Source organism: Hymenobacter daecheongensis DSM 21074, assembly GCF_900141805.1.
Lineage (GTDB): Bacteria > Bacteroidota > Bacteroidia > Cytophagales > Hymenobacteraceae > Hymenobacter > Hymenobacter daecheongensis.
Map to the genome: position 1 here is coordinate 407,678 of NZ_FQYN01000003.1, position 19,426 is coordinate 427,103.

At 60.2% G+C, this 19,426-nt stretch carries 14 protein-coding genes; 8 read left to right on the plus strand and 6 right to left on the minus strand.

Going from position 1 to position 19,426, the window contains the following annotated elements; translation table 11 throughout:
• Window positions 1–18 precede the first annotated feature (18 nt).
• Genes rlmD through BUB62_RS07430 form a run of 3 tightly spaced genes read left to right on the plus strand, consistent with a single transcriptional unit; the run spans window position 19 to window position 2,342 of the window.
• Window positions 19–1,428: a 23S rRNA (uracil(1939)-C(5))-methyltransferase RlmD gene (rlmD, locus tag BUB62_RS07420; RefSeq protein WP_073108125.1), complete on the plus strand. Its 1,410-nt coding sequence runs from the start codon at window positions 19–21 to the stop codon at window positions 1,426–1,428.
• A 13-nt stretch (window positions 1,429–1,441) separates the two neighbouring features.
• Window positions 1,442–1,954, plus strand: coding sequence for a hypothetical protein (locus BUB62_RS07425; protein WP_143164076.1), 513 nt, complete (start codon window positions 1,442–1,444; stop codon window positions 1,952–1,954).
• A gap of 13 nt (window positions 1,955–1,967) precedes the next feature.
• Window positions 1,968–2,342: a hypothetical protein gene (locus tag BUB62_RS07430; RefSeq protein WP_073108130.1), complete on the plus strand. Its 375-nt coding sequence runs from the start codon at window positions 1,968–1,970 to the stop codon at window positions 2,340–2,342.
• Between the two features lie 106 nt (window positions 2,343–2,448).
• On the opposite strand, the gene thiL is transcribed toward BUB62_RS07430, so the two are convergent.
• Entirely contained in the window at window positions 2,449–3,477 is a 1,029-nt protein-coding gene (thiL, locus tag BUB62_RS07435) for a thiamine-phosphate kinase (protein ID WP_073108132.1), read from the minus strand.
• Window positions 3,478–3,832: 355 nt separating this feature from the next.
• Entirely contained in the window at window positions 3,833–4,909 is a 1,077-nt protein-coding gene (locus BUB62_RS07440) for a T9SS type A sorting domain-containing protein (protein ID WP_073108134.1), read from the minus strand.
• 290 nt (window positions 4,910–5,199) lie between these two features.
• Here BUB62_RS07440 and BUB62_RS07445 point away from each other — a divergent pair, with 290 nt between their 5' ends.
• Complete coding sequence (locus BUB62_RS07445; protein ID WP_073108136.1) at window positions 5,200–5,787, plus strand: hypothetical protein; 588 nt, start codon at window positions 5,200–5,202, stop codon at window positions 5,785–5,787.
• Between the two features lie 169 nt (window positions 5,788–5,956).
• Here BUB62_RS07445 and BUB62_RS07450 read toward each other — a convergent pair whose 3' ends face one another.
• Window positions 5,957–7,702 (minus strand): M3 family oligoendopeptidase, encoded by a 1,746-nt coding sequence (locus BUB62_RS07450; protein ID WP_073108139.1) that lies wholly within the window; start codon window positions 7,700–7,702, stop codon window positions 5,957–5,959.
• A 30-nt stretch (window positions 7,703–7,732) separates the two neighbouring features.
• Window positions 7,733–8,839: a ferredoxin--NADP reductase gene (locus tag BUB62_RS07455; RefSeq protein WP_073108141.1), complete on the minus strand. Its 1,107-nt coding sequence runs from the start codon at window positions 8,837–8,839 to the stop codon at window positions 7,733–7,735.
• Window positions 8,840–9,140: 301 nt separating this feature from the next.
• Here BUB62_RS07455 and BUB62_RS07460 point away from each other — a divergent pair, with 301 nt between their 5' ends.
• Window positions 9,141–9,830, plus strand: coding sequence for a peptidoglycan DD-metalloendopeptidase family protein (locus BUB62_RS07460; RefSeq protein ID WP_073108143.1), 690 nt, complete (start codon window positions 9,141–9,143; stop codon window positions 9,828–9,830).
• Window positions 9,831–10,027: 197 nt separating this feature from the next.
• Here the strand turns inward: BUB62_RS07460 and BUB62_RS07465 are convergent, their stop codons facing one another.
• Complete coding sequence (locus BUB62_RS07465) at window positions 10,028–11,242, minus strand: ABC transporter permease (RefSeq protein WP_073108145.1); 1,215 nt, start codon at window positions 11,240–11,242, stop codon at window positions 10,028–10,030.
• Between the two features lie 51 nt (window positions 11,243–11,293).
• Between BUB62_RS07465 and BUB62_RS07470 the strand changes: the two genes are divergently transcribed.
• The 3 genes from BUB62_RS07470 to BUB62_RS07480 all read left to right on the plus strand — a co-directional run bounded on the left by BUB62_RS07470 (window position 11,294) and on the right by BUB62_RS07480 (window position 14,163).
• Complete coding sequence (locus BUB62_RS07470; RefSeq protein WP_073108148.1) at window positions 11,294–12,550, plus strand: exo-beta-N-acetylmuramidase NamZ family protein; 1,257 nt, start codon at window positions 11,294–11,296, stop codon at window positions 12,548–12,550.
• 192 nt (window positions 12,551–12,742) lie between these two features.
• Window positions 12,743–13,681, plus strand: a complete 939-nt coding sequence (gene fmt, locus BUB62_RS07475; RefSeq protein ID WP_073108150.1) for a methionyl-tRNA formyltransferase — start codon at window positions 12,743–12,745, stop codon at window positions 13,679–13,681.
• Window positions 13,678–14,163: a dihydrofolate reductase gene (locus BUB62_RS07480; protein ID WP_073108153.1), complete on the plus strand. Its 486-nt coding sequence runs from the start codon at window positions 13,678–13,680 to the stop codon at window positions 14,161–14,163. The genes fmt and BUB62_RS07480 overlap by 4 nt, the downstream gene beginning before the upstream one ends.
• Before the next feature lie 94 nt (window positions 14,164–14,257).
• Here BUB62_RS07480 and porU2 read toward each other — a convergent pair whose 3' ends face one another.
• Entirely contained in the window at window positions 14,258–19,411 is a 5,154-nt protein-coding gene (gene porU2, locus BUB62_RS07485; RefSeq protein ID WP_073108155.1) for a putative type IX secretion system sortase PorU2, read from the minus strand.
• Window positions 19,412–19,426: the final 15 nt, after the last annotated feature.

Sequence of the window (19,426 nt, forward strand, 5' to 3'; positions counted from 1 at the left end):
GTGGTTACCTTTGCGCTTGTGAGGAAATCAGTAAAAAACATCCCGGCGGAGCTGCTCCGCGAAGTCGAAATTACCGACATGGTAGCCGAAGGCAAGTGCCTTGTGCGCCGCGACAACCTGGTCATCTTCGTGACGGGCGTAGCGCCCGGCGACGTGGTGGACCTGCGCGTGGTGAAGGCCAAAAAAAGCTTCCTGGAAGCCGTACCCACCAAATTTCATAAATACTCCGACCTGCGCGTGGAGCCCTTCTGCCAGCACTTCGGCACCTGCGGGGGCTGCAAGTGGCAGCACCTGGGCTACGACACCCAGCTCAAATTCAAGCAGCAGCAGGTGCAGGACAATCTGCAGCGCATTGGCAAGGTGGCCCTGCCCGAGATTGAGCCCATCCAGCACTCCCCCACCCGCACCTACTACCGCAACAAGCTCGAATATACCTTCAGCCACAACGGCTGGCTGACCAACGAGCAGATTCAGGCCGGCGAAGAAATTGAGCGGCGGGTGCTGGGCTTCCACACTCCGAACCGGTTCGACAAGATCATCGACGTGCAGCACTGCTGGCTGCAGCCCGAGCCTTCGAATGAAATCCGGCTGGCCGTGCGCAACTACGCACTGGAGCACGCGCTGCCCTTCAACAACCTCGTCACCCAGGAAGGCTTTCTGCGCAACCTCATCATCCGCACGGCCAATACCGGCGACCTGATGGTGATTCTGCAGTGCTACTACGCCCACGACGCGCTGGTTCCGCTGCTGGATTTTCTGCAGGCGAAGTTCCCCCAAATCACCTCGCTGAACTACGTGCTCAACAACAAGGGTAACGAGACTTTTCACGACCTGGAAGTGGTGTGCTACAAAGGGGAGCCATACATCCACGAGGAAATGGAAGGCCTGCGCTTCCGCGTCGGCCCGAAATCCTTCTACCAGACCAACTCCGAAGGCGCCTACAATCTGTACAAGCTGACCCGCGAATTCGCCGGCCTCACCGGCTCCGAGCTGGTGTACGACCTCTACACCGGGGCTGGCACCATCGCCAACTTCGTGGCCCGGCAGGCCCGGCACGTTGTGGGCGTGGAGTATGTCGAGTCAGCCGTGAAGGATGCCTACCTGAACTCGGAAATCAACGATATTAAGAACACCGAGTTCTACGCCGGCGACATGAAGGACGTGCTCAACGCCGAGTTCATCGCCCGCCACGGCCGCCCCGATGTCGTTATCTCCGACCCGCCCCGCGCCGGCATGCACCCCGACGTAGTGGCCCGTCTGCTCGAAATGCGCGCCCCCCGCATCGTCTACGTCAGCTGCAACCCCGCCACGCAAGCGCGGGATCTGGAGATGCTGGACGAGGCGTATAAGGTAACGCGGGTGCGGCCGGTGGATATGTTTCCGCACACGCACCATGTGGAAAATGTGGTGCTGCTGGAGTTGAGGTAATATCTTTCTGTCTATGTCGACTGTATCTAAAAGCGAGCCTGCACACATCTTCACCAAATCAATGTTGGGGGTTTTTACAATCCTGTTCTTGGGATTTGGTATCCTGACACGCGGGCAAAAGTCAAAGCAGGAATTTTATAGTGTTCAAGGTGCAATTGTTGGTATCGAAAAAACACTGGAAGGTTATCCTAACCGGCATGAAGGAAAGATGCGATACTTGGTAGTTGCTGAGTACCCCAAACCATTTGAGCTGTTTATTGGCAAAGAAGCCGGAGATTTCAAGCCTGCATTTGAGCAACTTGATATGCTTAGAAAAGGGGACATTGTAACGATATATTACGATGAGGAAACCAATACACAAACTGATGATAGCATAAACCGACTGGCTCAATTTATTGACAAGGGCCAGCAACCCTATTTTATCCGGGGCAACCACGATAAGTACGGCGGCTACGCCGCAATTGCTATGGGGGCTCTTATTGGAGTCAGTCTGTTATTACTTAAAAAGACCGGTAAAATCAGCTAATCGCCTCCCATCAATGGACTACGCCAACGACCCCGAACTGAACGGCAAATACCTCGGCACCATCACCAAGGACTTCGCCGCCGTGTCCGACACCATCATGGAAGCCTCGTCGCAGGTGCGCAAGATGGACATCTCCAAGTACCCGATTTTCGTGTTTGCCCGCCAGGAAGTGCCTATCGGCAGCCTGCTGGTGAATGCCGACGACGCGGGGCTGGAGTGGCACGTCTTTGCCTCGTTCCTGGAGTTGTTTGTGCAGCAGGGCATTATCGGGGCCGAGGGCATTGAGGCCTTCCAGCACACCTACAAGGACCCCAACGAGTACTGCTGCCTGTTCGTGCTCGACGAAGAGTTCACCAACTTCGTGTTCGTGCCCTACCCGGAAGATTGATTCAATTAAAAATTGAGAATTAAGAATTAAAAATGGGCCGTTCAACATTCCACTGAGGAATCGTTGAACGGCCCATTTTTAATTCTTAATTCTCAATTTTTAATTCCTAAAAGTGCTGCCAGCCTTGCGCCTGCAAGGGCACGGCCTGGCCGGCTTTGGTGACCAGGTTCACGCCGTCGGCTTTTTCGGTGATGTGGCCGATGATGGTGATGTCGGGGTGGTTTTTGATTTTGTCGTGGTCGGTGAGCGGGATGGTGAAGAGCAGTTCGTAGTCCTCGCCGCCGTTGAGCATGCACATGATGGGGTCGAGGTTGAACTCGTTGGCCACTTCCAGCATGGGGTTGGCGGCGGGCAGGTTCTCGGAAAATACCCGCGCCCCGGTGCCCGACTGCTGGCAGATGTGCAGCACTTCGGAAGCAAGGCCGTCGGAAATATCAATCATGCTGGTGGGCACCACCCCCAGGTCGCGAAGCTCGTGAATCACGTCCATGCGGGCATCGGGGCGCAGTTGGCGCTGGAGCACGTAGGGGTATTTCTCCAGCTCTGGCTGCATCTCGGGGTCGGCTGACCAGGCGGCTTTTTCGCGCTCCAGCACCTGCAGGCCCAGAAAAGCCCCGCCCAAGTCGCCGGTCACGCAGAGCAGGTCGTTGGGCCTGGCCCCGCTGCGGCGCACGGCCTGGCCCTGCGGCACCTGCCCCAGCACCGTGATGCTGATGGTGAGCCCGCCGCGGCTGGCCGTGGTATCGCCACCTACTAGGTCCACGTGGTAGTTTTCGCAGGCCACGCGCATGCCTTCGTACAGCTCCTCAATGGCTTCCACCGAAAACCGTGCCCCCACGGCCAGCCCCACTACAATCTGGGTTGGCACGCCGTTCATAGCGGCAATGTCGGACACGTTCACGGCCACGGCCTTGTAGCCCACGTGCTTGAGCGGGCAAAACGTGAGGTCGAAATGCACGCCTTCAATCAGCAGATCGGTGCTGATGACCAGATCCTGGCCGGGCTGCGGGGCCAGAATGGCCGCGTCGTCGCCGATGCCGAGGATGGTGCTGGGCTGGCGCAGCGTCACGGTTTGCTGAAGGCGGCGGATCAGGCCAAACTCGCCGATGGTTTCCAGGGGGGTGATGTCGCTCATGGCACAAAAGTACGCCGAACCGGGCTAGAGCCAAGCGCCCCGGCCAGCTGCCGGTGTTTCGGCCTGATAACTCAAGTTGGGTAGTAGAACAAACTAGCCCCAGCGGGGCGACATATCGGTAGAGGAATGCGCCTAAAGCGTTTCAAAAGCCCCAGCGGGGCGACACTGTCGTTCAACGATTGGTGTCGCCCCGCCGGGGCTTTGGGCCTACTTTCCTGGTGCTTTGCTACCGATATGTCGCCCCACTGGGGCTCGAAGGAACTACGCCGCAACTTGGGTTTGGCAAACTGCTCCCACAAAAAAGAAGCCCGATCAACTGACCGGGCTTTTTTCAGGAAAGCAAAAAGCAGAATGCCTACTTCACCACCAGCTCTTTGTATACTTTGATCTGGCCGTCGGCGCTCAGGCACTGCACGAAATACAGACCGGGCTTCAGGGCCGAAATATCCAGCGTGAGCTTCTCGGAGCCGAGGCCGCGGGGCTGCGCCGAAATCGTCTGGCCCAGGTTGTTCAGTACCACGATGCTGCCCACCTTCACACCTTTAATTTCGACCGTAGCCGAGCCGCTGGCGGGGTTGGGGTAGATGCTGATGCCGGTGTTGAACTTGTCCAGCGTTTTGAGGGGCAGGTACGTACCGAATGGACCCGTGTAGTCGTTGTGCTCGCCGAGGCGGGCGTAGCTCTGGCTGGCGGGGTCAGCAGGGCCGCCACCGGCCGGGAAGGCCGAAGAGTACGACTCCCATTCCGTGGCAATATTGTAGCCGGTGCGCACCGTAGGGGTGCCGCCCTGCGGCTGCGGGTTGGTGCGCGTACCAATCGAAACCGATGGCCGGCGGATCAGCGACTGGTTGGCCGAGGTAACCAGCACCCCCGCCGCATCCTGCGCCGACCATGATGTGCCCGGATCCTGCCCGATTACGCCAAAAATATCCACCAGCACCGGGTTGCCCACGCCGGCCGTGCCGCTCGTCCAGCGCACCAGGCCAATAGCATCGTTACCGTTATGATAAGCCACCCCGCCGCGCAGAATCGTGTTCGGGCCGGGCGTGGCTACCGGGAAGGCCCCCAACTGGTCGGCCTTGCTGGTGATAGCCGTGATGGTGGATTCACCGTTGGAATACACGAAAGCCGCTGTCGAGTTCAGCACATTGGTGCCGGTCTTGCGCTTCAGCTTTTCCTCTTCCGTAACCACTTGGCTACCATTAGAATACCGACGAATGGAGTAGGCATCCAGGTTTACGTCGGCCAGAGTTGGGTTGAAAACCTCCAGTGCCCGCTCGTTGCCGGTAGACAGCGAAGCCCCGCCGTTGTAGCTCACGTTGGCCATGTGGGCCCCTTCGGTATATTCCGACAGGAACAACTCAGTGCCCTGACCATAGGAAACAGCAGTGGTCAGCAGCAGGGCTGAAACCAAAAAGTAGCTTTTTTTCATGTGCGTAGAAGAATTTAAGAAGAGGAAACCGGAGGCAAATGTACGGCTTTTGCCTCTTTCACGGCATTACGAAATTATAAAAAATATGCGCCTCACCCTTCGCGAAAGTCCTGATTGTCAATAGCGAGCTAAAACGGCGGCGACTGGCCGGCAAGGGTAGCGGTAGGATGCTACGGCCTTCGTGGCCCTATCTTTGCCGGCCGGACCCGCAGGCCTCCGCCCCTGATTGCGCGTTTTCCAGTTTTCCACTTATCAGACAATTTTGCCGCTTCCCGGCGTTAACACAATCTATGAAAAAGCTTCTGCCCCTGGTTCTGCTCCTGCTGCTGGCCGGCCTCGACTCCTGCAACCGCACGCCCAAACCCCTCGACCCGACTTCGCCGGCGGCGGCCAAGGCGCAGCTTACCGTGTTGCGCGACTCCGTGGATGCCCGCTGGAAACAGATGATGGCCAGCGACGATGCCAAAGTGCAGGCCACCAGCCGCCTGCTGCAGCAGCTGGAGCAGCAGCCCGGCCTGAGCCGCGCCCAGCTGCAGCCGCTGGCCCGCGCCAACGACCGGCTGCCCCGCCGCCGCTACACCCAGCAAAGCATGGCCGCCTCCCCCACCATCGACGCCTACGATGCCGCCCAGGACTCGGTGCTGCACCTGGTATTTGGCCTGGCCCAGCCCGCTACCGGCCAGCCCAGCGCCCCGGTGCAGCAGCTCACCAACGATATTCAGGCCGCCGACAGCGAGGTGGTGGGCTTCCGGCTGCGCTATGATCGGGCCGCCAAGCAGTTCAACAACTACCTGAAGCTGCACCAGGTGGAGCTGAACTCGCTCGGCGGCAAATACAGCCAGCTGCAGCCCCTGCCCCTATTTGAGCTGCAGCAATAAAGCCGACCCCGGCCAGTAGCATACCCCCCGATGCAACCATTCGGCAGCCAGCGGCCTCTTCCCTACAGCACCGGCGAGGTGCGTTGGCCATTTGGTTGGATTGGTTCTGAAAAAGGCCTCCGGATTGTTCCGGAGGCCTTTTTCGTGCTTTTAGTTTGTCTGGTTTCGCCTACAGCTTGGCCATTTCCTCGCGTACAAAGTCGGCGAGGGTGCGCAGGTATTCGGTGCTGAAATCGAAGCGGATGCCGGCGGCGGCGTAGATGTCGCCGATGGGGGCGGTGTAGCCCAGGGCCAGAGCGCGCTTGTAGGCGGCCAGGCCCTCGGCGGGGTTCTGGCGGAAGTTGCGCCACACGGCAATGGCCCCGAGCTGGGCCATGGCATACTCGATGTAGTAGAACGGCACTTCGTAGAGGTGCAGCTGCTTCTGCCACAGGTAGGGCTTAAACTGCTCCAGCCCCTGCCAGCTCACGGTGCGCTGGTTGAACTCGTCGAATACCTCCACCCAGCGGGCGTGGCGCTGCGCTTGGGTGTGTTCGGGGTTCTCGTAAATCCAGTGCTGAAACTTGTCGATGGTGGCCACCCAGGGGAAGGTTTCGAGCACGCTTTCGAGGTGGGTTTTCTTGGCCCGGCGCAGCTCGTCGACATCGGGGAAGAACAGGTCCCACTGGTCCATCGAAATCAGCTCCATGCTCATCGAAGCCAGCTCGGCCACCTCAGATGGCGGGTGCTTGTCGGCCGAGAGCGGCAGGGTGCGCGTGAGGAACGAGTGCACGGCGTGGCCGCCCTCGTGCAGCATCGTAATGACGTCGCGCAGCGAGGAAGTGGCATTCATGAAAATGAATGGCACGCCGGTTTCGTCCAGCGGGTAGTTGTAGCCGCCCGGCGCTTTGCCCTTGCGCGACTCCAGGTCGAGGTGACCCATGGTGCGCATGGTGCGCAGGCAGTCGCCGAGGTAAGAATCCAAGCGGCTGAAGACGGTGATGGTCTTTTCCAGCAGTTCTTCGCCGGTATCAAAGGGCCGCAAGGGCGCTTTGCCGCTCACGTCCACGTCGAGGTCCCAGGGGCGCAGCTCGGGCAGGTTCAGGTCCTGCCGGCGCTCCAGGTCGAGGTCGTCAAGGAGGGGCACCACAGTTTCGCGGATGGCGCGGTGGAAGGCAAAGCAGTCCTGGGCGGTGTAGTCGAAGCGGCCCAGGGCGGCAAACATATAGTCGCGGAAGTTGGGAAAGCCGGCGTTCAGAGCCATCTGGTGGCGCAGGGCCACCAGCTCATCGAAGAGTTGATCCAGCGGCTGGCTGTCCTGCAGGCGGCGGGCCTGAATGGCGCGGTAGGCTTCCTCACGCACGGCGCGGTCGGGGCTTTTGAGGCGGTCGGCGGCGCGGGGCAGCGTCATCTCCTCGCTGTCCAGCGTCACCGTCATGGCGCCCACCGTGGCCGCGTACTGCTGCTGCTTGGTGCTGATTTCGGTTTTGAGCGGAATGTTTTCGGCCCGGTATATTTCCAGGGCCTGCCGCACCGAGCGGGTGAAAATACGGTAGCGCTGCGGGTCGAGCCCGGCCAGAAACTCCGAGCCGATCATCTTCTCATTCAGCGCATGGTCGTAAGGAGCCACGCTGGGCTCAATCTCACTCACGAAGTACTGAAACGCCTCCGACCGCGCCTGGTCCTGGGTGTCGCACGTCATGCGGATGTAGCGCCAGGCCAGATCCTCGCTGAGCACACTTTCCAGCTCCGAGCGGTCGAGCAGCCAGCGCTCCAACTCCGCCGCCGACTTGATATTCCGGTCGCGCAGCTCCAGGAAATACGGTTCCAGCGCGGCCCAGTCCGTCACTACAAACGACTCGGGCAGGTAGTGGCGCGGCGGGCGCCGGGTATCAGTAGCCGTGGCGGCCAGGGTGTCAGGGGCGGAAGTATTCATAAGGGAAAAAGATACGGGGAAATAATCGGGTTAGTCAATCTCAATCACCACATCGTCGGTGAGCGGGTGGCCTACGCACACCAATACGTAGCCCTGCTTCATTTCGGAGTCCGAGAGACCTTCGCGCTCATCCAGGTGCACTTTGCCCGAGAGGCATTTGCCCCGGCAGGCCGTGCAGAGGCCCGCCTGGCAGCTGTAGGGCAGGTCGATGTCCTGATCCAGGGCGGCTTCCAGAATGGTCTGCTTCGGGCTCACGGCTACTTTGTACTCCGAGCCTTCGTACTGAATGGTAACGACATGACCGTCGATTTTGCCGTCGTTATCCGTAGCCAGCACGTCACCGTGGCCGTTGGGCTGGGCGGCGGCGGCCTCCATCGTGTCGGCGGCAGCCACGAAACTCTCGCGGCGGATGCGGGCCGCGGGCACGCCCAGCAGGTCGAGGGCGGCGCGGGCTTCGGTCATCATGCCCTCGGGGCCGCACATGAAGTACTCGGCCTGCTCGGCCGGAAACTGGTGGCGCTGCTCCAGAATGCGCAGCAGCATGGTGCGGTTCAGGCGGCCGGTGTGGGGGCTGGCAGCCGGGTTGGCGGGCTGGCTGAATACGTGCTCGACCTGCAAGCGCCCCGCCGACTGCGTCTGCAGCTGCTGCAATTGGGTGCGAAAAATCACCGATTCCTCGGTCCGGTTGCCGTACACCAGCAGCACGTGGCTCTGGGGCTCCTCGCGCAGCACAGCCTTCAGAATAGACATGAGCGGTGTGATGCCGCTGCCGGCCCCGATGAGCACCAGAGAGCGGGCCGATTTGGGGCTGGGCTTCAGGGTGAAATTGCCCAGCGGGGCCATGGCTTCCAGCTGCTGGCCCACGCGCACGGTATCGAGCAGGTAGTTGCTGACCAGGCCGCCGGTCACGCGCTTCACCGTGACCGACAGGCGCGGGGCCTCGTGGGGCGTGCTGCTGAGCGAGTAGGCCCGGCGCTCTTTTTTTCCGCCGGGGCCGCAGGGCAAAATCAGGGTCAGGAACTGGCCGGGGTCGCAGGCAATGGGCTGGCGGTCGGGGCGTTCGAGGTGAATGGTGGCAGCGTCGGCGGTTTCGTGGGTGATTTCCACCACGTTAAGCGTAAGGTAAGGGCTACTCATCGATTGGAAAGCGTCGGGGGTGGGTACAGGTAATCGGCCTCAGCCGTGACTTGCTGAGCAACGGCTCTGCAAAGTACGGCAAATGGGGCGTTTTGGTAGAATACGGCCTGTCATTGCGAGCAGCGCGAAGCAATCCGTCCTCTGAAATGTGAAAAGCCGTGTTTCACCACAAAGCCCTGATGTTAGAAAGCGTTAAGGCTTTCCAGTGAAAAGGAGTTGGGTACATTTGAGAGGACGGATTGCTTCGCTTTGCTCGCAATGACAGTTTCCACCGCTCACTAGCCTCCTCTTACTTACCCTTATGCTTTTAACCAAGCTCCTGCAAAAGCACCGCGCCGACTTCGGGCCGGTGCTGCCCGTTGATCTGAACGCGCCCGAAGTCTGCCGCCTCGACTTCTCGGCCCAAAACCCCGTGCTGGCCACCGCCGACCTGCGCGACACGGCCGCCTTCGAAGCCCTGGTAGCCGACCTGCTGGCCGCGCAGCATGCGCTGATCGGCGTGGGCGGCTACCTCGAAAACCGCGTTATCTACCGCCGCAGCCCCGGTTTGTTCGGCGACCCGGCCATTCCGGCCCGCTCCCTGCACCTGGGCGTGGATGTGTGGCTGCGGGCCGGCACGCCGGTGCTGGCCCCGCTGCCCGCCGTGGTGCACAGCGTGCAGGACAACGATAATTTCGGCGACTACGGCCCCACCGTCATTCTGCAGCACGAGCTGGACGGCACCACGTTCTACACGCTCTACGGCCACCTTAGCCGCGCCGAAACCGCCCTGCTCCGCCCTGGCCTCACCCTGGAAACCGGCGACCAGGTATCCGAAGTGGGCCCCGCGCCCGAAAACGGCGACTGGCCGCCCCACCTTCACTTTCAGATCATCGCCGATATGGAAGGCCGCACCGGCGACTTTCCCGGTGTGGCTTTACCGGAAGAGCGGGAGAAATGGGCCGCCCTCTGCCCTGACCCGAACTTGATATTGCAGAGCCGTTGGTTATAATTCGCCTGTCATCCTTCATCTGGCGTACGCCTGCGAAGGACCTTCCTCGGTTAAGCGAGAAGCATTTTAGAATGAGCAAAGCCCTTTACCGTTCGCATGGTAAAGGGCTTTGTACGTTGAAAGCGTGTTGCAGTGCGAAAAGAGGAAGGTCCTTCGCTTTGCTCAGGATGACAGGCGAATTACAGCCTGCGCTGCTTTTAGTCGAACTTAATGGCCGTGACGGGGCGGATTCGGGAAATCAGATACGTCGGAATCAGCACGGCGAGCAGGGACGTGAGGAAGGTGGCGATGTTGAGGATGACAATCATCTTCAGATCCCAGAAAATCGGCACGCGGTCCATGTAGTAGTTCTGCGGATCGAGCGGGATGGGATGGAAATAGTACTGAATGGCGCACAAGCCCAGCCCGGCCAGATTGCCGAAAATCATGCCCCGGATGGTCAGGCTCAGGCCCCGGAAGAAGAACATGCTCCGGATCTGGTTGTCGGTGGCCCCGATGGCCTTGAGCACTCCAATCATGTTGGTACGCTCCAGAATCATGATGAAAATAGTGGCTACCATGTTGAACGTGGCCACGAAGATGATCAGAATCAGGAAGATAACTACGTTGCGGTTCAGCAGCTGCAGCCAGTCGAAAAGCTGGGCGTACTGGTCCGTGATTTTGTCCAGCTTGAGGTCGTAGCGCAGGTTTTCGTAGATGTGGTCGGAGGTCGGGTCGAGCGTTTTGAAGTCGCGCAGAATCACTTCCACGCCGCCCACCAGCGAATCGGGCCAGGAATTCAGCTCCTGCACCTGCCGCAAATCGCCGATGACGTAGGCTTCGTCGAACTCGTCGAGGCCGGTCTGGTAGATGCCGCTCACGGTGAACTTGCGCACCCGCGGCGGGTTCTGAATGAAGTAGAACAGCGCGTCGTCGCCTACTTTCAGGCGCAGCTTGTCGGCAATCTTGCGGCTGAGCAGAATATCGGTGCTGGCCGCCGAATCGGGAAACGACAAGAACTTGCCCGCCACCAGATTCTGGCGCATGGTCGAGATGCCGTTTACCTCGTCAATGCCCTTCAGGGCCACGCCCATCACTTCCTCGCGGGTTTTGATAATGGCCGTTTTGCGGGCAAAGGGCTGAATATTCTGCACCTGCGGGAAGCCGCGCAGCTGCTTCACCAGCCGCGGCCCACCGATGGGCTCCACCTCCAGCGAGTTGTTGGTGTCGTACTTGCTGATGGTCAGGTGGGAGCCGAACGAGAAGATCTTGCTCTGAATCTCGTTGCGGAAGCCTTCCAGGATGGCAAACGACACAATCATGACCGCCACGCCCAGTGCAATACTGATAATGGCTATTTTTGTCACCGACGAGGTAAAAGAACCTGAGTCGGCCCCGTCGATCTTGTTGGATATGTACCGCGAGATATTCACTGGCGTAAAGCTACACGTCTGCGGCCAGTTTTCTTCTTCCCATTTCTCTCCATGACATCTACCCTGATTTGTGGCCTGCTGAGCCTGACGCTGGCTTTAAGTGATTGTTCCCGGGCCGCGTCGCCGGTGGCCGCGGCGGCCGAAGGCTCAAACGGGGCTGCCGCCCGCCCGGTTTCTGCCCCGGCTCCCGGCCAAGCCGTGCCGGCCCCGAAGCTGCGCATGGGCGCCGAGCAGGCCGACCGCTACCTGCCCCTGCTGCTGGGCAAGCGCGTGGGCGTGGTAGTGAACCAAACCTCGCTGGTAGGCCAGACGCACCTCGTGGATACGCTGCTGGCCCAGGGCGTGCAGGTGAAGATGATTTTTGCCCCCGAGCACGGCTTCCGGGGCGAAGCTGCCGACGGGGCCACCATCAAGGACGGCCGCGACGGCCGCAGCGGCCTGCCGGTGAAGTCGCTCTACGGAGCCACCAAAAAGCCCACCCCGGAAATGCTGAAGGACCTCGACGTGCTGGTTTTCGATATTCAGGACGTGGGAGCACGGTTTTACACCTTCATCAGCACCATGCACTACGTGCTGGAAGCCGCTGCCGAACAGAACAAAGCCGTGGTGGTGCTAGACCGCCCCAATCCCAACGGCTGGTATGTAGATGGCCCCGTGCTGGAGCCGGCCCACAAGTCGTTCGTGGGCATGGACCCATTGCCGATTGTGCACGGCCTGACGGTGGGCGAGCTGGCCCTGATGCTGAACGGCGAAAAATGGCTGGCCGGCGGCCGGCAATGTTCGCTGACGGTGGTGCCCGTGATGGGCTACACCCACGCCACGCGCTACGTGTTGCCCGTGCGGCCTTCGCCCAACCTTCCCAACGCCCACTCAGTGGCCCTGTACCCCACCATCTGCATGTTTGAGGGCACCGATGTAAGCGTGGGCCGTGGCACCGACTCGCCGTTTGAAGTAGTGGGCAGCCCCACGCAGCCCACCACGCGGCCCTACCGCTTCACGCCCCGGCCCAACGCCGGCTCGCCCACCCCGCCCCAGAATGGCAAGCTCTGCTACGGCCTCGACCTGCATAAGACCAACATCGATGAGCCCACGGGCTTCACGGTGCGCTACCTGCTCGATTTCTACCAGCAGAGCACCGATAAGGCGCATTTTTTCGGCAAGTATTTCGAGCAGCTCAGCGGCACGGCTTCCTTGCGGCAGCAAATCATAGCGGGCAAGTCGGAGGCGGAAATCCGGCAGTCGTGGGAGCCGGGGCTGAGCCGGTTCAAGGTGCTGCGCAAGAAGTATCTGCTGTATCCGGAGAAGTAACTTACCGCTGTCATTGCGAGCAGCGCGAAGCAATCCGTCCTCTCAAATGTAGAAAGCCCTGTTTTACCACAAAGCCCCAACGTATGCCTTGCGTTAGGGCTTTGTGGGTTAACAACGCTTACTTTGTTGTCCAGGACGGATTGCTTCGCGCTGCTCGCAATGACAATGCGGAGTTCTCCCCTGCTTTCTACTATGCTACGAATCATTTTCATGGGCACCCCCGAATTTGCGGTGCCTACGCTGGAAGCGCTGCTCAGCTGGCCCGGCGGCCGGGTGGTGGCCGTCATCACGGCCCCCGACAAGCCCGCCGGCCGGGGCCAGCAGTTGGCCGAGTCGGCGGTGAAAAAGGCGGCCGTGGCGCACGGCGTACCGGTGCTGCAGCCCACCAACCTCAAGTCGCCGGAATTTCAGGCCGAGCTGAAAAGCTACGCTGCCGATTTGCAGGTGGTAGTAGCCTTCCGAATGCTGCCCGAGGCGGTATGGAATATGCCGCGCCTGGGCTCCATCAACGTGCACGCCTCGCTGCTGCCCCAGTACCGCGGCGCGGCCCCCATCAACTGGGCCCTCATTCAGGGCGAAAAGCAAACCGGCGTCACTTCCTTCTTCCTGCAGCATGAAATTGACACCGGCAACCTGATTTTCCAGGACGTGGTGCCCATTGCCGACGAGGACGACTTCGGCTCGCTCTACGAAAAGCTGAAAGCGGCCGGCGCGGCACTGGCCCTGCGTAGCGTGCAGGCCATTGCGGCCGGCACGGCGCCCAGCATTCCGCAGGTGCCGAGCGCGGAACTACGGGCGGCCCCCAAAATTCAGAAGGAAACCGGCCGCCTCGACGTGCAGCAGCCCGCCACGGCGCTGGCCAACCGCGTACGCGGCCTCTCTCCCATCCCCACGGCCTTCACCCAGCTCCCCGACGGCCGCACGCTCAAAATATTCCGCGCCAAAGCTCTGCCAGAGGCTGCCGGCCCGGCCGGCACCTGGCACACCGACGGCAAAACTTTCTTGCGCCTGCAAACCCCGGACGGCCAGCTCGACCTGCTCGACGTGCAACTCGAAGGCAAGAAGCGCATGCCCATCACCGACTTCCTGCGCGGCTTCAACGTCACCCTACTCACTTCTCCTGCCGCATGATTGCATTAGTAGTAGCCGCCGCCCAAAACGGCGTTATCGGGCGCGACAACCAGCTGATCTGGCACCTGCCCGCCGATCTGAAGCACTTCAAGCAGCTCACCACCGGCCACCCCATCATCATGGGCCGCCGCACGTTCGAGGCCATCGGCAAGCCGCTACCCTACCGCACCAACATCATCGTGACGCGGCAGGCTGAGTGGCAGCAGCCGGGCTGCGAGGTGGCGCACTCGGTGCCCGGCGCGCTGGAGCTGGCCCGCACGTTCGATGAGAATATCTTCGTGATTGGCGGCGGCGAAATCTACCGCCAGGCCCTGCCCGCCGCCGATGTGGTGTACCTCACCGAAGTCCACCACGACTTCGAGGGCGACGCCACCTTTCCCGAGCTTTCGCCGTTGGAATGGCGCGAAGAAAACCGTGAGCGGCACGAGCCCGATGCCAAACACGCCTACGCCTTTAGCTTTGTGACCTTGCGCCGACGCTAGGAGCGGCGAGATATTCCCTTGCTCCACATCGTTTTAACCAAAAGAGGCAGCCATAGTCGGCTGCCTCTTTTAGTTGAGCATTGCACAGGAGAGCTTAGCGCAGCAGCACCAGCTTGCCCCACTCGTTCTTAAACGATTTGTCGCCGGCCGTTTTGCGGCGCTCGAATTTATTCTCGGGGTCGTCCATCACCACGCGGTAGAGGTAGGTGCCGTTGGCCAGGCGGTCCTGGTAGTCGTCGGTGCCGTCCCAGGCGTATTCGGTGATGTTGTTGCCGATGTGGAGCGGCCCCAGGTCGTCCATCATAATCTGCTTCACCACCTTGCCGGTCAGTGTCATAATCTGGATTTTGAAGTTGCGCGGCATCTCCGAGCCCGTGAGCGTGAATACGAACTTGGCTTTGCTGGTAATCGGGTTCGGATACGGGTACAGGTGCGTGATGCTGGACGTGCTGATTACCTCGAAGGTTATTGAATACTTGTCCCCCACCGTGGCCTGCGTGTTGTTGGCATCACGGCCCTGCACCTCCAGGCGGTAGGTGCCATCGAGCAGGGCACTGGTTTTGCCAGGCTCGTATTTCAGCTCCGCCGTGCCCTTTGTCGAGTCGGCGACGAAGGAAATATTGGTGTCGCGCAGCAGATCGACGCGGGTCTGGGTGCCATCGGGCCGGATCAGTACCACGTCGAAGGCATTGGCCCGGCTGATGGGACGCAGGCGGTTGTCGTCGGTCATCAGCACCGTGATAACGGGCCGCGGGCTGACAATATCGCCGTTGAGAATGCGCCGGCCGTCAAAAGCCACGTCCAGCACGGGCGGCAGGTTGGCGTTATCCATCCGGAAGGCGGGCAGCGTCAGCACGTTGTTGAAGTAGAACAGTTCGGGCTGGCGCAGGCCGGCCTTGTCCATGTTCACATCAACCTGCATACTGATGTCGCCGCTCAGGTCGCGCACGTCGGCTGGAGCCGTGAACAGCAGCGCTCCGTTGGCTCCCACGTTGGGCAAAGTCATTTCCGTGACGCGCTCCGCCGTCGTGGTGCCGCCGGTGCTGCGCACCGTGATGCGGGCTTTCAGCGGCGTGCCGAAGGTAATGGGCGTCACATTCTGGAATACCACCGGCACGCGCAGGTAACCGGTGGCCGCCTGCGCTTTCAGCGTGGCCGCATCGTAGGCATTGGGCGTGCGGGCCAGCACCGAGTCGCGCCGGGCTACGCCCTCCGGGAAGCCCTTGTACGTCACCAATAGCTGCTCAATCTGCGGAGCCGTGCGGTTGAGGGTATCGCGTAGCCGGAGCTGCAGCTTCAAATACGGGTACTGCGCGGCCGATACCCCGGCCAGCGAGTAGGCCCGGCTGGTCACGTTGGGCTGCAATACTGTTTCAACCTTATTGGCATCAACCCCAATGAGCTGCAGCGAGTAGCTGTCGGAAGGTTCGGTGCGCACGGTGTGGTGCAGCGTAGTCCATTGCTGCGCCGGACCAATGAGCGTAGAGCTGAGCGAGCCACTGGCACTATTGGAGTTGAGCGCCGCGGTCAGGCTTACGATCTGCTCGGTGCGGGTGCCGGGCTGGGCCGCGTCGTAGGTGCGCTCCTGCGTCTGGCTGCCCGCACCTTTCTGAGCCAGCAGCACATACGGGTCGCCGTCCTGGAGCTGGTTTACTTTTTGGGCTCCCAATGCCGTCAGCGCCGCTTTCAGGGCGGGCGGGAAGGCGGAGAAATTCACGCGGTTCGCCGATACCAGCGCCACATAAGCCCCGGCCGGCACGTTGTTGAGCAGCGTGAGCAGTTGCTGCTGCCGCGCCGGCGAGTTGATGTTGTCGGTAGCGGAAGCGGCGAAGTGGTAGAAGCGGTTCGGCGCCGTTCCGCACGAGTCATAAGGGCCGCCGCCCAGCTTGCGCAACGATTTGAAGGAAGCGCCATCGAGCACGGAAACCAGAATATTCGGCAGCGTGACCCCACAAGCCAGCACCGACAACTGCTCGGTGCCCAGTTGCACGCCGTAGGTGCCCTGAAACGTGGTGCCGGTCGGGGCCGCGCCCTGCGTCCGGAGCATAATAGATTTGGTTACATCCTCAAACTTCCACTTACCCGAAGGTGCGGCCACGCTCAGGCGCTGCAGCTCGTCGCGGCGGAACTGCCCGTGGTGGCTCTGCGACCAGCCGGTGGTGCCGTCGTTGATGATGCGGAAGGAGCTGGTGGTCCAGTCGTCGTTTTCGCTGGCATCGAGCTTGGTCTTGAAGCGCATGCGCCAGTACCACACCACACTATCACGGCCGGCAATGGCAAGTTGCCGGGGCCGCCATTCGGCCACCAGCGGAGCCTGCACGGTAGTGCGGCGCAACAAGGGGCTATTGAAAGTTGGAATGGTGTCCAGCTCCAGGTCGAAGGGCCGGATGGGGCCGGCCACGTTGGTCTGGCCTACCAGGCGCAGGGTTTCGGAGTTGGCAATGGCAAATTCCGGCGGGCTCAGCAGCGTGACGCCGGGCCGCAGAAACACGAAGCTGGTGGTAGCCGTGTTATTCAGCTCGTTCAGCTCGGCTACGCGGTTCTGGTAGTCGAGCGTGACGGTAAAGTTGTTGGTGCCAAACGGGCTGCCCGTATTTCTCAGCGTGAGCACGTAAGTCGTGTCGCGCAGGGCCTGCCGCAGGCCGTTGAAGGTATACACGGTATCGGCCCGCACGGGCAGCGAGCCGCGGTCATACTCGCGCTTCACCGAAATATCTACCCGGTCGTAGGTCACCTTGCCGGGGTTGCGCACCTTCACCAGCAGCCGGAACTGCGAGGAAGTAGCCAGCACTGGGCCCGTGCCAACGGGCTGAATTTCCAGGGCCGGCGTGCCAAACGTAAAGTCCGGCTGGGCCGGCGCAAACAGGCGTAGGGCTGGATCGGCGTGCCAGATGGTAGACATCAGCGAGCCTTGCTGGCTATAGCTTGCCTGCGGCCCCAAGCGACGGGCCACTTCGTTCTGAATTTCTGCCACTGGCTTGCTGTACCACTGAGGATCATTGAGCAGCAGCTTGAAAGTTTCGTCCTGAATCTCGTGTAGCTCCGGTTCAAAACCAAAACTTGACTCACTCATGAAGCCAATAAGTCCTTTGTCCGGCACCAGCAGCCAGTCCTCCGGAAACTGCGCCCTGCGGGCCCGGAAATCATTGCCTGCGCCGCATCCAAGAGCAAACATCACGGGGTATTTACCCGCATTATTGTAGCCACTACTTGCATCTGCGGGCCGGCCCAAATCGAAATCCAGGCTAGTAGGGTCGCCATGCCCAAAATAGTTTATGAGGGCAAGTCCGGCATTCAGTTCATTTGCGATGCTCAATCCTTGAGGCAGGCCAGCATCCGTACGGGCGTACGTTTTAATCACTCTGCCTGCGAAAAGAGGCTGTTCGATGCGGCGCTTATACTCATTCAGGTTGTTCCCGAATTCTTCAAATTCTGCTTCATTTTTCCCGCCCGCAATGTGCAAGGCATTCTTACGCCATTCCAGCCCTGGCGCATCCGGCCGGCTGATTACTTCCTCGTATTCCTGCAGCTTTTTCAGGTAGCTGGCCACATCGGCTGGGGTCTGGGCCGAAATACGGCCAGTAGCCATACGGGCGGCAGAGCTGCTATTGCGCCAGTCGGCAGTCAGAAAGATGTCGGAAGGGCCTCTCAAACTTGTTGGCACCAGATCACGCACGTTGGGGCCACCAGGCGCCCGATACACGTCCGGAAACTGGCGATGGTATACGCCTTCATCATACTCGCCCGGTGCCAGGCCTTTGCCCAGCAGCAGCAGCGACTTCGGTCGGGTATTGGTGAGCATATAGAGCGCAAAATTCCGAATAGCAAGCGCCGATTTTTCCCCGTAGTGGAATTGGTCGTAAAGCTGCTCACTCGTCACAATCAGAGGCTGATGGCTGCCACCAGCGGCTGAAGCCCGGTAATTAGCGTAAGCTTGCACAGGGTTGGCAATAGTGCCAGCAGGCCTCATCAGACGAGTACTACTAACAATTAGAAAGTTGTAGTTAGCTGGGCCAATAGGCGAAAACTGAACCCGGGTGGCGGGTGGCGGCAGGATAGCTTTTTCAACATCTACCAACCACAGATTGCGCGACCTGCCGCCTGGCACGGCATTCGGAAATACGTAACCCCGGCGGCCAGCGCTTTCAGCCCGACCTTCCACGCGCTGTACATTATAAGGATCTGTTACGTCGAAGCCTCGCACGGTGGCGGGCACGTTGCCAAGAGAATAGTAAGCCGGGGCACTTCCCAGTGTGGAATCATTAGCAAAGCGCACCATCGAGCGGCTCGCATTCCAGGTACTTGGGCGCGTGTGCGTGATTTTGGTGTAGCCCACCCGAATCAGGTTTGTGGCTGTTCCAGTTGGCTGCGTATCTATCTCCAGAAAAAAATTAGCTACTCCATTCGCGTCGATATCTGTGCGGAGCAATGGATAAGACATTTTACGCTGCTCATAAGCGTTGAAATCCACGGCCGGTCCCATAGCCCGACGAGGAGCCCCACCAGGCGGCAAACTATAGAGCGTGACCCGATGACTGGACTTGCTAGACCCCACCAGCTGCAACTCTATTTGAGGTACCGGACCCGTCGAGCCATTATCCAGCAAAGAATCTCTGCTAAAGCTGAGCGTCCGGAAAGGTCCAGAGAAAAAGCCTTCGCCAGGCTCGCCCCAGGGCTGAAACACATAAGACTGTAAATCAACATCATTATACCTGAAAGTATGAATTTCCGTGCGCTGGTAGCGCCAATACGGATGGGCCCCACCTACCGGAGTCGGGTTCACCTGCTGCATCCGCTTCGGGCTGATGGCGGGAGATGCTATGGTCAGAAAATAGGCCGCCGTATCGGTATACAGGCTATATAACTTCTGGTAGTGGTCAGAATCGTTCTTATACATTCCCACATCCAGGGCCCCATCGTTGCGCTGACCGTAGAACTCGATAAAGGTGGACGCATCCAGCGTGGTAGGGCTGTTGCCGCCCACGTAGATGGCTACCTCACGCCCCCGCCGCCAGAGCTGAAACCGCGTCGGGTCGGCGCTATTGATGCCGGCCCGGGTGAGGTAATTGTAGTCGAGCCGGTGCAGGCCGTCGCGGGTTACTTTAATCTTGTAGTACTGCTGGGCCGGCACAATCCATTCGTTGCCGTATTGGCCCGATTGGGCTTGGGCGGCCTGCCCAACACAGAGCAATAGTACCAGCAGCAGCCCCTGACGCAACATAGCAGGCAGGTTGTAAGAGTGTTTCATATAGCGTAGAAAAGA

Coding starts and splice junctions, on each gene's coding strand:
- fmt (WP_073108150.1), top strand. CDS start 12,743: ATGCTACGAATCATTTTCATGGGCACCCCCGAATTTGCGGTGCCTACG.
- BUB62_RS07480 (WP_073108153.1), top strand. CDS start 13,678: ATGATTGCATTAGTAGTAGCCGCCGCCCAAAACGGCGTTATCGGGCGC.
- BUB62_RS07460 (WP_073108143.1), top strand. CDS start 9,141: ATGCTTTTAACCAAGCTCCTGCAAAAGCACCGCGCCGACTTCGGGCCG.
- BUB62_RS07455 (WP_073108141.1), bottom strand. CDS start 8,839: ATGAGTAGCCCTTACCTTACGCTTAACGTGGTGGAAATCACCCACGAA.
- BUB62_RS07440 (WP_073108134.1), bottom strand. CDS start 4,909: ATGAAAAAAAGCTACTTTTTGGTTTCAGCCCTGCTGCTGACCACTGCT.
- porU2 (WP_073108155.1), bottom strand. CDS start 19,411: ATGAAACACTCTTACAACCTGCCTGCTATGTTGCGTCAGGGGCTGCTG.
- BUB62_RS07425 (WP_143164076.1), top strand. CDS start 1,442: ATGTCGACTGTATCTAAAAGCGAGCCTGCACACATCTTCACCAAATCA.
- BUB62_RS07430 (WP_073108130.1), top strand. CDS start 1,968: ATGGACTACGCCAACGACCCCGAACTGAACGGCAAATACCTCGGCACC.
- BUB62_RS07450 (WP_073108139.1), bottom strand. CDS start 7,702: ATGAATACTTCCGCCCCTGACACCCTGGCCGCCACGGCTACTGATACC.
- BUB62_RS07445 (WP_073108136.1), top strand. CDS start 5,200: ATGAAAAAGCTTCTGCCCCTGGTTCTGCTCCTGCTGCTGGCCGGCCTC.
- BUB62_RS07470 (WP_073108148.1), top strand. CDS start 11,294: ATGACATCTACCCTGATTTGTGGCCTGCTGAGCCTGACGCTGGCTTTA.
- thiL (WP_073108132.1), bottom strand. CDS start 3,477: ATGAGCGACATCACCCCCCTGGAAACCATCGGCGAGTTTGGCCTGATC.